The sequence below is a fragment of the Embleya sp. NPDC059213 genome (assembly GCF_042754445.1).
GTDB lineage: Bacteria > Actinomycetota > Actinomycetes > Streptomycetales > Streptomycetaceae > Embleya.
In genome coordinates this window covers 106,659-120,530 of record NZ_JBHZAV010000011.1, presented here as the reverse complement: position 1 = coordinate 120,530, position 13,872 = coordinate 106,659, and the positions used below count along the sequence as shown (strand labels likewise).

5 protein-coding genes and 1 pseudogene are annotated in these 13,872 nt (G+C 70.6%); all 6 read left to right on the top strand.

Going from position 1 to position 13,872, the window contains the following annotated elements; translation table 11 throughout:
* Positions 1 to 229 precede the first annotated feature (229 nt).
* The 6 genes and pseudogenes from ACFXMF_RS07060 (at position 230) to ACFXMF_RS07035 (ending at position 13,850) form a co-directional block, all read left to right on the top strand.
* Positions 230 to 379, top strand: coding sequence for a hypothetical protein (locus ACFXMF_RS07060; protein WP_380020555.1), 150 nt, complete (start codon positions 230 to 232; stop codon positions 377 to 379).
* 253 nt (positions 380 to 632) lie between these two features.
* Positions 633 to 2,024: pseudogene (locus ACFXMF_RS07055) on the top strand (APC family permease); the annotation flags it as partial.
* A 482-nt stretch (positions 2,025 to 2,506) separates the two neighbouring features.
* The gene (locus ACFXMF_RS07050; protein ID WP_379987796.1) at positions 2,507 to 5,038 is read left to right on the top strand and encodes an amino acid adenylation domain-containing protein; all 2,532 of its coding nucleotides are present in this window, start codon (positions 2,507 to 2,509) and stop codon (positions 5,036 to 5,038) included.
* A gap of 451 nt (positions 5,039 to 5,489) precedes the next feature.
* Positions 5,490 to 8,234 carry a DUF6603 domain-containing protein gene (locus ACFXMF_RS07045; protein ID WP_379987797.1) on the top strand — a complete coding sequence of 915 codons (2,745 nt, stop codon included), beginning with the start codon at positions 5,490 to 5,492 and terminating at the stop codon, positions 8,232 to 8,234.
* Entirely contained in the window at positions 8,234 to 10,414 is a 2,181-nt protein-coding gene (locus ACFXMF_RS07040; protein ID WP_379987798.1) for a hypothetical protein, read from the top strand. Before ACFXMF_RS07045 ends, ACFXMF_RS07040 begins: the two co-directional genes overlap by 1 nt.
* A gap of 4 nt (positions 10,415 to 10,418) precedes the next feature.
* The gene (locus tag ACFXMF_RS07035; protein ID WP_379987799.1) at positions 10,419 to 13,850 is read left to right on the top strand and encodes a hypothetical protein; all 3,432 of its coding nucleotides are present in this window, start codon (positions 10,419 to 10,421) and stop codon (positions 13,848 to 13,850) included.
* Positions 13,851 to 13,872: the final 22 nt, after the last annotated feature.

Here is a 13,872-nt window from a genome sequence, read left to right as displayed (position 1 = left end):
TTTTAATACCACCCCCCCCCCCCGCGCCCGGGCGCCCGGGCACCCCGCGTTTCTTTCACCCCCGGGGGGGGGGGGGGGGGGGTACCCCCCCCCCCCCCCACCGCGCAGGCGGTCCACCCGTGCGGCGCCCACATCTCGTCAGGCCGACATCGTCCTGCACACGTCCGATCCCAACCTGAACCGGCGATTCCGGCGCCACTTCCACGTACGACGCGATCAGCTCGTCGATGTGAGCGTCTCCTCCGGCCGGCATGACTGCACCGGACTGTTGACCAGGCTCAAGGACATCCTGGAGCGCGAACCCGAATCGGGCACACGCGTGCTCCTGATCTCGTTCGGCATCGATGGAAACGGGTCGGCCGGCGTTCTGGAGGTCTGACGCCGGAACCTCCCCACACCCTGCCGCGACCCGAAGCCCACGACCGACCTTGGAGACGTTCGGGGCCACCACCGGACCCCCGGCAGTCGGGCACCCCGTGTCCCCGGACGAGGGCTCCGCCGAGGAGACGGCAGGAACACGTATACGCAGGTGCCGACGACGCCAGGATCACGTCAGGGGTGGTTCCCGAGGGTCGGCGGGGGCGGACGCTGGACTCCGTTCGACCCAGCCCGCCGGAGGAACCCCCGTGAACGTGTCCGTGACTGCCCAGCGCCGTGAACATGCGGCCGACTCTGCTCCAGGAGACGTCGACCGGCATCGACTGACGGTCGTGGGAGGTCTGGCCGCACTGTCGCTCGACGCGATGGCGTCGGTCGCGTACGGGCCCGAGGCGATCGTCCTGGTCCTGGCCCTCGCGGGCGGCGCCGGACTCGGCTTCACGCTTCCGGTCACCCTGGTCATCGCGGGCCTGCTGCTGGTCCTGACGCTCTCCTACCGGCACGTGATCGCCGCGTTCCCCGAGGGCGGCGGAGCCTACGGAGTCGCCCGCAAGCACCTGGGCCGGCGTGCGTCGCTGGTTGCCGCCGCCTCGCTGGTCGTCGACTACATCCTCAACGTCGCGGTCTCGGTCGCGGCCGGCGTGGCCGCGCTGACCTCGGCGGTGCCGGAGTTGCACGCGTACACGATCTGGCTGTGCCTGGGCGTGCTCGCGCTGATCACCGCCGTGAACCTCGGCGGAATCGCCTACAGCGCGAAGATGTTCATCGTCCCCACCGTCGTGTACGTCCTGGCCATACTCACCGTCGTGGTGGTCGGCCTCCTGCGCGGCGGTCCGGCGGCGGCGCCGCTCGCGCCGCCGGTGGACACCGGCGCGCTGCACTCGGTGGGTATCCTGCTGCTGCTCAAGGCCTTCGCCAACGGCTGCGCGGCGCTGACCGGCGTCGAGGCCATCGCCAACGCCGTCCCGTCCTTCAAGGCCCCACGCGCCCGCCGCGCCCAACACGCCGAGATCGCCCTGGGAGTACTACTCGGCGTCATGCTCATCGGCATCGCCGGGCTCATCCAGAAGTACTCGGTCCGACCGGCCGACGGCGTCACCGTCCTCGCCCAGGTCACCAACGCCTCGCTGGGCCACGGCATCGCCTTCTACGTCGTCCAGTTCGCCACTGTGCTCCTGCTCGCGCTCGCCGCGAACACCTCCTTCGGCGGCCTGCCGGTACTCGCCGACCTGCTCGCCAAGGACGACTTCCTCCCGCACGTGTTCGGCGTGCACAACCGTCGCCACGTGTACCGGGCCAGTGTCGCGCTGCTCGCCGTGACCTCGGCGATCCTGCTGCTCGCCTCGGGCGGCGACATGAACGTCCTGGTCCCGCTGTTCGCCATCGGCGTCTTCGTCGGCTTCACTCTCTCCCAGGTCGGCATGGTGAGGCACTGGTGGCTTCTGCGACCCGCCGGCTGGCGCGCCAAGCTCGCCCTCAACGCCTTCGGCGCGCTCCTCACCGCCGTGGCCGCGATCGTGGTCACCGCCGCCAAGTTCACCGAGGGCGCCTGGCTCATCGCGCTGGTCATCCCTTGCCTGGTGTGGGTCTTCGGCTGCACACACCGGGCGTATGCCCGCCTCGTCAAGCCGTCGCCGGCCGGCCGCGGCTAGGGCCGGACGCAAGCGTCGGCGATCGGTCGAGTGTGGTCGCGTTGTAGAGCTTGCACATCGGATGCCGGCTCGCGAAGATGCCCCGCCCGCGCACAGCAGGCGGCAAACAGGAGCGGTTCTCGAACGCGCGTGGCGGCGCCAATTCGGCGACGGCCTCGGAGTATCGGTCGACGTCACCGCGAACGGCGCAACCGATTGCATGCAGGATGCCGGGACGGCATGTGCATTCGGGGCACAACGCCTGCACTCGGCCGTGATTTGGTCGTCCATCGCGCGAAGTACGCGCCGAGTTCGATGAATTGCGAATCGCCGCTGAATCGACGGTGGAAACCCCATCCGAAGAAATGCGTGGCCCCGCGCGGGCAAGACGAGGGAAACGCAAGATCGTTAAGGACTCATCAGCGCCTCTGTGGCTTTCGATCGGGTGTTCCTAGGGTGAGTTGAGGCCCTGTCCGGGCGCGAGAGGAGCATGGGACGTGCAAGACGAGTCGGGGGCCGCAACCATGGAGCTGACGGGACCCAAGGCCATACGGGATTGTCCGACCGGCTTGCCGGGTCTGATCAAGGCCGCGGCGGAACGGTACCCGGACCGCCCGGCCGTCCGTTCCGGGGAAGACGTCCTCAGCTACCGGCAGTTGGACGCGTGGTCGGACGCCGTTGCCCGGACCGTGCGCGAACAGGCTCCGGAGGGCGTGCCGGTGGTGGTGGCGGTACCCCGCAGCAACGGGCTGCTCGCGGCACTGCTGGGTGTCCTGAAGGCCGGTTTGCCCTACCTGCCCGTCGACCCGGACGAGCCGCCCGCCCGGCTGGCCGGTGTCCTGGAGACCGCCGGCAGCCGGCTGGCGCTCGTCGGTGCACAGGCCGGGCCGGTCCTGGCCGCACACGGGCTGCGGACCATCGAGGTCGAGGCGTCGCGCGACGCTTCGGACGCCGGTGGGGCCGTCGCGGATCCGCTGCCGCACGTGGCTGCGGAGCAGCCCGTGTACGTCCTGTTCACCTCCGGATCCACGGGCGTCCCCAAGGGTGTCGTGCTGCCGAGCATGGCGTTGTGCAACCGGCTGTTGTGGATGCGCGACACCTACAAAATCGAGCCGAAGGACCGGATTCTGCAGAAGACCCCGGTCACCTTCGACGTCTCCGGCTGGGAGTTGTGGCTGCCGCTGATCTCCGGCGCCACCTGCGTCTTCCTGGCACCGGAGGAGCACCGTGATCCCGCTCTCGTGGCGCGCGCCGTCCAGGAACACCGGATCACCGTGTGCCACTTCGTCCCGTCCATGCTCCGTGAGTTCCTGCGCGGTCCCGGCGCGCGGGACTGCACGTCGCTGCGCCATGTGTTCTCCAGTGGTGAGGCGCTGCCCGTCGCCGTGGCGCGTGCCTTCGTCGCGTGCCTGCCCGCCCGGCTGCACAACCTGTACGGCCCCACCGAGGCCGCCATCGACGTCACACATTGGACCTGCCCGCAGGAGGCCGCCGACATCGACCGGATCCTCATCGGGTTGCCCGTCGACAACTGCGTTCTCGGCGTCTTCGGCCGCGACGGCCGGCCGGTCGCCGCGGGGGAGGAGGGCGAACTGCGGATCGGCGGCCTGCCGTTGGCCCTGGGCTACCTCAATCGGCCGGAGCTGACCCGGCGAGCCTTCGTACCCGCGGACGCCGACGCGTCGGTGCCCCTCTGGTACCGCACCGGGGACCGGGTGCGCGTGGTGGACGGCGGTCTGGAGTACCTGGGCCGCATCGACGACCAAGTGAAGATCCGCGGCCGGCGGATCGAACCGCAGGAGGTCGAACACCACTTGAACGGCCACCCCGAGGTGGTCGCGGGCACCGTGGTGGCGGCCACGGTCGGCGAGGACGTGGAATTGGTCGCGTGGGTCCAGCCGACCGTGGCCGGCACCGAGGCGCAGGCCGGGGAAGGGCTGGACCGCAGGCTCCGCGAGTACCTGGCCGGTCGGGTGCCGTCCGGGTGTGTTCCGACTCGGTTCCTGATCGTCGCGGAACTCCCCCTCGGCAGCAGCGGCAAGCGGGACCGCAAGCTGCTGCGGCAGCGCGCCGAGGAGCGGCTGAACGCCCGGCGACCGGCGCCACCAGCCGGTCGGCCGGTGGGCGAACGGCCGCTGCTGGAACGCCTGCTGCGCGAACGCGACGGCGGATCGGCCCCTTCCGTCGACGCCGAGGAGGACAGCCCGGACGCCCTGGCGTCGATCTGGTACGAGGTGCTTCCGCAGGCCGCGGACCACGACCCGCGGGCCCCCTTCGTGGCGCTCGGCGGGCACAGTCTGCTGGGCGCGCGAGTGGCCGCCGAGATCCACCACCGACTCGGGGTCTCGCTGCCGCCCGGGTACTTCCTGCGCAACGACCCCACCCTGGCCGAGTTGCGCGCCGCCGTGGCCGCGGCCGACCGTCCCGACGACCTCCCCGAGGTCCCCGCCGGACCGTCGATCGCCGCGCCCGGGCAGCGCCGCATGTGGCTGCTGTCCCGGATGTTCCCGCAGAGCCCCGCCTACAACGTGGTGGGCGCCCTGCGGATCCACCGCGCGTTGGCGGCGGAATCGTTGTCCGCCGCGGTGGCCGCGGTGGCCCTTCGGCACCCCGTGCTGGGGGCCTCGCTGCACGACGACGGACACGACCTGCTGCTCACCGTCGGCCCCTCGGCCCCGCCCCCCGTCACGGTGGAGCGCGGCGCCCCGGGCGACACCGACGCCTTCCTGCGCCGCTGCCGCGACACGGTGCTGGATCCGCAACAGGCGCCCTTGTACCGGGTCGCCGCGCTCGACACCGGCGACGGCACCACCGTCCTGGCGGTGACCCTGCACCACACGATCGCCGACCAGCGCACCCTCGACGTGCTCCTGGAGGAACTGGCCGCGGAGTACGGTCGGGCGAGCGCCGGTGACGAACCCGGGGAGCCGCGCCCCGCGCCGGCAGGCGGCTGCCGTTGCGGACGGTGCCCGCCTGTCGGCGCTCGTCGAACGGCTCAAGCTCATCGGCGCACGGGTTTGCACGCGTGACGCGTGCACGGCGACTTCGGTCGGATGGATACAAAACGAGGCAGAGCGTCCCTCTGCGAGGCGGGTGCTTCGGATCCATCCGCGCCCGTCCGAATCGAGCCCGGCCGAGTTCCGGCCGCCTGGGCTCGATGTCGTTTCGGTGTGCCGGTCGGGCCGTCTTGAGGTGGGGGCCGGGGGTCTGTCGGCCGGGCACGCGGCAGGTCGAACAAGCCGAATCCGCCTGGAGCAAAGGGTGAAGGCCGGGACACTCTCCGTCATGGCGTGTCCTGTTTTCGCCTTCTTCTCAACGAGTGCGAATCCTAAGATCGCGTGTGGTGGCTGCGGGTGATCGTCCGCCGCTCGGGGATCGCGAACGGGCTCGTCAATCCGCTCAAGGGAAGGCCCCACCATGCGTGAAAGTGATCTTCGCAAGGCGTTGGAAGGCGATAAGGCCGAGCCTTTGGTCCTTCCGTTGAGCGAACTCGGGCCGGCAGGCGGTGCGGGCGAGTTGTGGCCGGACGGCACGTTCGCGCTGTCTCGTGAGGACGGGGACGCGGCGGGCTTGTCGGCGCAGGGACAGGCGTTGCTTGCTCTGGGCCCCGCACCTGCCGCCGTGCGGGTCGAATTCAGGTGCGTGAGTGGGGCGGTCGCCGAGGTCGGCTTCACCATCGGTCTGCCAGGGGCCGGGGCCGGTGTTGCGGAGATCGCCGGCCTTTACGGGTACGAGTTGCCCGAGTTGCCTGTGCCGCTGGTGACGGGGCTGACGTTCCGTGGGGAGGAAGGCGGGTTCACGCTCTCGCTGCGCGGCCTCGCCGGGGACGGCGGCATCCTGGACAGGAACGGGCATCAGGTGCTGGTGGTTCCTGTTCCCGGCGGTCACGTCCTGGCCGCCCGCAGCGACCTGTCGGCACGCCAGGTCACCGATCTGGGGGTGCCACTGGTGGTCGCGCTGCCCGCCGGGGTGTGGCTGGCCCTGCCGGACAGGACTGTGGTGCCGGTGAGCGCCCCTCGCCCCGTCACCCCCGACGGTTCCGGCGGCGTGGACGGGCTGGGTCGCCCGAAGACCACCACCACCCGTTCCGCGTGTGCCCAACACGCCCATCCGGGGTTGTCCCGGCGCACTCGAGCGGTGCCCACCGCGGACGGCTTCGTGGTGCTCAACCCTCCGAAACCCGCCGGTGCGGGCGTGGCCTTCCTTCCGGGTGGAGCACTGGACGGTGCACACGGCATCGAGATCACCTATAGCAAGGCCCCGTTGACCGTGACGGGGGCACTGCAGGTGCAGCCCGCCCAGCCCCCGTATCGGGCGGTGGTGGGCGGTCTGTTGCTCTTCGCCTTCGGGGGCGGCACGAGCGGCAAGCGCGGCTTGTACGGGATGGGGACGGGAGCGGTGGTCTTTCCGCAGCAGGCCGGTACCCAGCCCTCCTTCTTCGCCTTTGCCGCGCTCGGCGCTGAACCGGGGCTGGGGATTCCGGCGTTCCGGCTCACCGGTGTTGCGGCCGGCTTCGGCTGGAACAGCCGTCTGCGTACTCCCGGACTCGGCGACCTGGGCACCTTCCCGTTCCTGAAGGCGCTCACGGACCCGTCCTCGATCGGTGGGGACGAGACCAACCCGGTACAGATTCTCGACACCCTGACCGGCACCGCCAACCCGTGGATCACCCCTCGTCAGGGCGAGTTGTGGATGGCGGGCGGCCTCGCCTTCACCATCGGTGAGCTGGTCGACGGCACGGCGATGGCGCTGCTCCAGACCGGGGCGGACCTCACCATCGGGCTGCTTGGCACGGCCGGCACCTCGTTCCCCAAGAGCGGCAACAAGAAGTACGCCCGGATCGACGTCGGGCTCGAGTTGGTGATCAAGCCGAACTCCGGCGAGCTGAGCGTCGGGACGTCGCTGAACCCCAGTTCGTTCGTCCTGGACGAGAACTGCAAGCTTCGCGGCGGCATCGGCCTGAAGATCTGGTACGGAAACCACGCGAACGCCGGGGACTTCGTCTTCAGCGCGGGGGGCTACCACGAGGCGTACCATGCCCCCGCGCACTATCCGCAGCTGCCCCGGATCGGCGTGGACTGGGCACTCGGCGGCAAGGTCACCGTCTCCGGCAGCGCGTACTTCGCCCTCACCCCGCGTGCCGCGATGGCGGGCGGCGGCCTGGATGTGCGCTACAAGTCCGGGATCATCAAGGCGTGGTGCACCGCCAAGGTGGACGTGCTCATCGAGTGGAATCCGTTCTACTTCGACATGGGCCTGTCGCTGTCCATCGGTGTCGAGGGCTCGGTCAAGGTGCTCTTCGTGCGCATTACCGTCCGCATCGAGGTCGGCGTATCACTGCGCATCTGGGGGCCGCCCACCGGAGGCGAAGCCCGGGTGAGCGTCTGGTTCGTCTCCTTCACCATCGGCTTCGGCGCCTCTCGGCGCGGTACGGACAAGACCCTGGACTGGCCCGCCACCCGGGCGATGCTCCCCGAGTCCGGCGCGCGGGCGCGGCTGCGGCCGGGTGACGGGCTGATCACCGAAGGGACTCCCGACACCCCGGGAGAGGGCGACTGGCTGGTCAAGGCGTCCGGGTTCACCTTCGGGACGGACACGCAGGTACCCCTGAGTCGCATCGAACTCGCTACTACCGGGCCTGACAAAGTCTTCGAAGACACGCATTTCGGTGTCCACCCGATGGGGGTGACCGGCCTCAGTACCCGTCAGCGCGTCCAGGTGAGCCGCGACGGGGAACGAGTCGACCTGGCCCGGTGGAAGGCGAACGCGCAGTACACCGCGCTGCCGCCGCAACTGTGGGACGACACGGGCGATCCCGAACACGGCAGGGAGAAGAAGCTCCACCTGACCGGGATCACCCTCACCTCACCCGACGTCGATTACGGCGCCTCCACCGGCTACATCGGGGAGGACACCTTCAAGTTCGACCCCATCTACCCGAGTGGGGTGCTGCCGCTGAGCGTCGACGACCAGCCGTTGGTCCCGGCACCGGAGCGGCCGGCTCAGGTCATCGGACGGATCGCGGCAGGCGTGGACACTCCGGCGTCGCGTGTCGCCCGCCGCAAGGTGCACGCGCTGATGGGTGCACTCGGTGTGGACGTCGGAGGTGCCAAGACGGACCTCCCCGGCTACGCCCGGGAGGTGCCCCGCTATTTCACCGCCGAGCCGCTTCTGGTGGCCGCAGGCGCCACGCGCACCCCGAACTCCTCCGAGGGAGAGTACTGATGGCAGACGCCGGACACCGCACCCGGTTCTTCGACCACCGGCTGCCCTCCCTGTACTCGGGGCGACACACCGTTACCGTCGACCACAGTGTCAGCGGCGACCCTCGGGTCGACCAGGACCTGCTGCCGGATCTGGAGCAGGTCTTCGCGGTGCGCCAGCCGCGCCTGCAGTTGGTTCCGGGGGACGTCGCCGCCTGCTATCCACCGCCCGGAGCGGAGGGCGAGTACGGCACGGTGCTGCCGCACATCACGCTCACCCGGCCCGGCTTCCCCTGGATGCACCTGCTGCGCGGCGCCCCGGCGAGTTCTCCCTGGCTGGTGCTGCTGCTCTTCCGGGCCGGTGAGCTACCCGAGGATCAGCAGGCAGCGGGCCAGGTGACGGTCTCCACCGCCGCCCAACTCGTGGCCGGGCAGGCCGGCAACGGCCGCCCGCCTGCCTTCGAGACGCCGCTGTTCGAGGACGAGCGGGAACTGACCGTCACCAGCATCCTGGTGCCGGGCCCGCTGTTCACGGCCCTGTGCCCCACCACGTACGAACTGGGCATGCTCGCGCACATCCGCGAGGGCGGCCCGCCGGACGCGACCCGCAGGGCCGGTGAGGACCCGCCGCCGGACGAAGAAGACCTCAAAGCGGTGGTGGTGTCCGGGCGCTTCCCGGACACCGGGGGCCTGCACGTCGCCCATCTCGTCTCCCTCGACGGCTTCGAGAACTACCTGGACGGGAAGACCCCGCCGCCCGCCGAGGGACTTCGGCTGGTCTCCCTGCACTCCTGGGCGTTCACCTCGATCGACGACACGAAGCTCGACTTCGGCGAACTCGCCGGGCACTTGGCGGCCCACCCCGACCCGATCCTGCGCCACCCCGCGCTCCCGGAGACGTCCGAGGTGCCGCTCGCGCTGGACCTGCTCAGGCAGGGCGGCACCGTGCTGCCGCAGAGTCTGGAGTCCGGGGAAATGAGCGTCGGGTTCTACCGGGGTCCGCTGACAGCCGCCCCCGCGCATCCGCTGCCGCAGGGCACCGGCGTGCGCCTGGAGTCGCCCGGCGAAGCCCTGGTGTACGTGGAGGAGTTGGGCGTCTTCGACACCGGCTACGCCGTCGCCTTCAGCGCGGGCCGATCCCTGGCTCTGGCCGACGCCGAATTCCGCAGCGCGCTGCTGACCTTCCGAAAGGCGGCACGGCAGGCGGCCCGCCGGCTGCTGACCTTCCCCGAACTGCGCGCACCGGGAGAGCGGGACGCCGTCGCCGGGATCGACACCCGCGTCGCCCGGCGCGCCTTCGACCGGCTCCTGGGCGAGGACGGGCCGCTGGCCACGGCGCTGGTCCGGACGGGCGCCGAACTCAAGGCCGCAGGAAGACGCCCTGCCCCGCGCACCGCGCCACCGAGTGCCCTCGGCACCGGCCTGCTGCGTACCGTGCTGGCCGATGCCTCGACCCGTTCGGTGCTGGCGGCTGCCGTGCAGTCCTCACTGCACCCGGTCCAGGCGTGGCTGACCCGGCTGGCCCGGCTGGAGATGGTGCCCTTCGACCACCTGGTACCGGACGAACGTATGCTGCCGCCCGAGTCGCTGAGGTTCTTCCACATCGATCTCGGCTGGATCCAGGCGGCGGTCGACGGGGCGCTGAGCGTGGGAGTGGGGCATGCCCTGGACGCCGATCTCAACGACCTGGCACGGGAGATCAGGGGCATCGACCGGCTCGCCTCCGGCGTGGTCATCCGCTCCGAGTTGCTGACCGGCTGGCCCGATGCCCTGCTGACGGCGTTCGCCGAGGGCCGCGAGATCACGCCGGCCCGTCAACGGGACTTCGGCCAAGACCTGCGGATCCTTGTGTATACGGAGGTGCTGGACCGCTTCACGCTCGGCGAGCCCGCGCAGGGCCTGCACTTCGGGCTGAGCTTCAACGACACCACGGAACTGCGCTCCATCGTCGCGCCGGTCGGGCAGGCACTCGGAGACTTCCCCGCCGACGGCAGCTGCTACAGACAGTTCCTGCGGTCCGGCGGCCACGATGTCCTCGACATCGAGCACCGACTCGCCCCCGCACTGGCCCACGCGCTGACCGTGGAAGAGATCTCCTCGGCACAGTTCGCGCTCCAGATGGTGAAGGCGCCCCTGCTGCAGACGTTCACCCCGCGCCCGGCATCGCCCCCGCCCGCCGAGTCCACCGAAGGGACGCTGTAGACCCATGGCCCTGAACGACACCCTCGTGGTGCCCGTCGAGGTCGCCGCGTTCGCGGTGAACCCCCAGGTGCGCGACACCGACGACACGTACACGATGCAGCGCCTGCCGGCGAACTTCTCCACCTTCGCCTCCCGCAACACGCCCCCCGAACTCCCGGCGTTCAGCGACCCGGAGCCGTGGCGGGACCGGCCGGAGCGGCTTGGCGCCTATGTGACGTGGCAACTGCCGTCGGGTCTGGCACGCGGCCGAGAGACCGAGGAGGGCATCGGGAAGTTTCCGCTGATCCCCAACCGGTGGCTGGTGACCCGCCGCTGGGACGGCGGCATCCGCAGCTGGCTGGTGGAGAGCGATCACCTCGGTGACTCCGGCACCGTCTCCTACCTCGACCCGCACACCGACTTTGCCACCCCCACCAGGATCGGCCGCAAGCACGAACTCACCGCTTCCGCACCCTGGCAGGAGCCGGAAGGTCGCCGCAAGGCGTTCCTGACCGCGCTCGGCCCCGGCCTTCTGACCTTCTCGGTCTACCAGCCGTACAACACCAACGTGCTGTCCCTCCACGACTCCCTGGAGGACGTGAGCGCCGATGCCCGGGTCAGCTACCGCGTGATCGGCTGGTACGCGCAAGAAGAGTACGACCCCCTGTGCGGCGAGGGGGAGTTCCGCGACCTCATGGACGAGCTGGAGTGGATCCTGCCTCCCGGCTACGGCACCCCCTCACGGTCGTTGTACGCGGGCAGTGCGCTCGGCATCGACTGGAAGCCGAACGGCCCCATTCCCCCCTCCGGCAATCCGCGCCCCGACGAGGTGGCCGTCGGGATCGGCAACTCCACCGCCGAGGCATCCGCCGCGGTGGAGGAGCAATACGGCGGCACCGGGGCACTGAACGCCGGCAATGCCCAGTTGTTCAAGGCGTTCGCGCTCGGCTGCCTGGAACGACTCGACCGTACGGACGGAGACCTCTTTCCGGAGCGGGCCGCGCACCGCTCCGGATTCGGCCCGGTGCCGGGGGGTTACGCCTGGCGCGTGGTGGACCGGGGCGACCCCGACGCGCTGCCGGCCCGCTCCACCGTCGAAGCGGCCCGCGAGTGCCTTGCCGAAGCGACGGTCGTCGCCGACCTCAACGCCAAGCAGCGGGACCTCGACGCAGTGGAAAGGAAGCTGCGGAGCGCCCAGGAGTACCTGTTCCACCTGTGGTCGCTGAGCCGGCTGCAATTCAAACCCGACTTCTTCACCGAGGAGATCGCGGACAAGCTCAAGCCGGAGGTCGCCGGCTCGCCGGCCCGGCAGGTCGCCGACCTGACGTCCCAGGTCCTGGCCCAGCGAACCGTGCTGCCCTGGTCGATGGACCAGGACGAACTCGAGGCACAGGCGAGGGAGCACGCCGCCTCGAAGGGCCTGCGCTCGACCCGGGTTCTGCAGCGTGTCCCGCTCGCCCCCTACGAGGAAGCCGCCGACCCGGTCGTGCTGCTGCGCGGCGCCAACCTGCACGCTCCCCTGGACCGGGACTCGCTGCTTCCCTGCCGCACCGAGGAACGCCTGGTCACCGCCGTCGGGCCGATCACCGCGCCGACCGTGGCTCCCGACGTCGCTCGCGTGAACACGGCAGGGCTGCCCCACCTGGTGAGCAAACTCCTGGCGGAGTTCTTCATCCTGGACCGGGCCCGCGCCCAGGACTTGGACCTGGCCCAGGCCGAGGGGGCACTGCCCGAATACGGCACCGAGCCCTGGGAGCAGCCCTGGCAGCCGCTGTTCCTGATGTGGAAGGCCGACTACGTGGCCATCCCCTTCCAGGAGCCGGACGGCACCGAGAACTGGCGCTTCGACGGGGAACGCTACCGCTGGACCGGAAGCGGAACGCTCACCCACCGGGTCCCCGCCTCCGGCCGGCAGATCCTCACCCCCACCAGCGGACACCTGCTGGAAGGGCAACTCGCCGCCTATGCCAACGGCCGCACGGACCTCGATCAGGACATGGTCCGCTCCCTGCGCTCCCGGCTGCGCACCACCGACGAGCTCTCCCAGCGCCTGGACGGGCTCTCGGCCCAGATCGGCCAGCGGATCACCGGTTCGGGATTGCGGCCCGACGGCCTCGTGGGCGACCTGATCGCCGACGGGGACCAGGGCATGCCCCGGCCGGGTACGTTCCCCGAGGAGGAGTGGGAGGACTGGGAGGACAGCGACTTCCAGGAACTACGGTCGGGGCAGCTGGAGTTCACCCGCCTCGCGGTCGTCGACCGCTTCGGTCGGGCCGTCAACCTCATCGACAATCCGCGACACTTCGACTACGCCCGGCCCACGACGTTCATCCCCGACGAGCAGGTCGGCGGCATCGAACCGGACCGGTACGCGCAACTGGGACCGCGACTGCTCCAGCCCGCCCGGCTCGCCTTCCACTTCCTGGACGGACACACCGGCCAAGAGGTGGACGTCACCGCCGGTGCGAACCCGGTGTGCGCCTGGCTGCTCCACAACCGGCTGGATCGATCCATCGCCTGCTACAGCCCCGACGGCACAGCCCTCGGCGATATCCGGATCATCGTCGACGGAACGGGTCGGCGGGCAGTCGAGTGGAACCCGCTGCCCGGCTCACCCGTCCCCGAACTCGAAGACCTCGCCGACCTCTCCCGCCACGCCCACGACTTCCTGGCCGGGGTGCGCCGACAGGGCCCGGCGGGCTTCGACGCCCTGCGCCGTTGCCTGGACGACACGCTCGCCGTGATCGACCCGGACGGCCCGGACGACACGAGCCTGGCCTGCTTCTTCGGACGCCCCCTGGCCCTGGTACGGGCCGAACTGGGCCTGGAACTGTGCGGGCCGGTCCGCAAGGACGTGCACTGGAAGACCATCTTCGACCAGCCGGAACCGCGCCTGAAGAACTACCTGTGGCGCGTGCGGCTCGGTGAAGCCGCCCAACTCGACGACGGCCTGATCGGATACGTGCACGGCGACGACTACGACCACTTCGAGACCACCGTGGAGCCCGGTGAGAGCGGAGACGGCTATCTGCGGTGGATCGACCGCGGGGAACGGATGAAGCTGTCCCTGGACGGACCACGAGCCCAGGTGACGCTGCTTCTCGACGCCCGGGCCGCGGTGCACGCGACGACCGAGATCCTGCCGGTGGGCGAGGTGTTCGTGCCGCAGGAATTCACCGAAGAGGCCGTTGCGGCGATGACGGTGGCCTTCCGCGCGGGCCCGCTGCTTGCCCCCGTCCAGTCGGGCACCTCCGGCCCGGACACCGTGCTGGCCCCCCACCCGGCAACGGCCACCGGCACCTGGACGTGGACCGAACGCGACGGGGAGACCTGGCCGCGCTCGCCGATGGCGGCGCCGGACCCGACGGTGTGGCCCCAGGGGACCCGACCCCGGATCCGCAGCGGGTTCATGCTGCTCGACGGGGCGGCTGACGCGAGCCGCGACGGCGAAGGCTGACGCCGCGCTCTTTGGTCTCCGT

Bases quoted from the DNA above. Each gene is read 5' to 3' on its own strand.
- ACFXMF_RS07040 (WP_379987798.1), top strand. From the start codon at position 8,234: ATGGCAGACGCCGGACACCGCACCCGGTTCTTCGACCACCGGCTGCCC.
- ACFXMF_RS07035 (WP_379987799.1), top strand. From the start codon at position 10,419: ATGGCCCTGAACGACACCCTCGTGGTGCCCGTCGAGGTCGCCGCGTTC.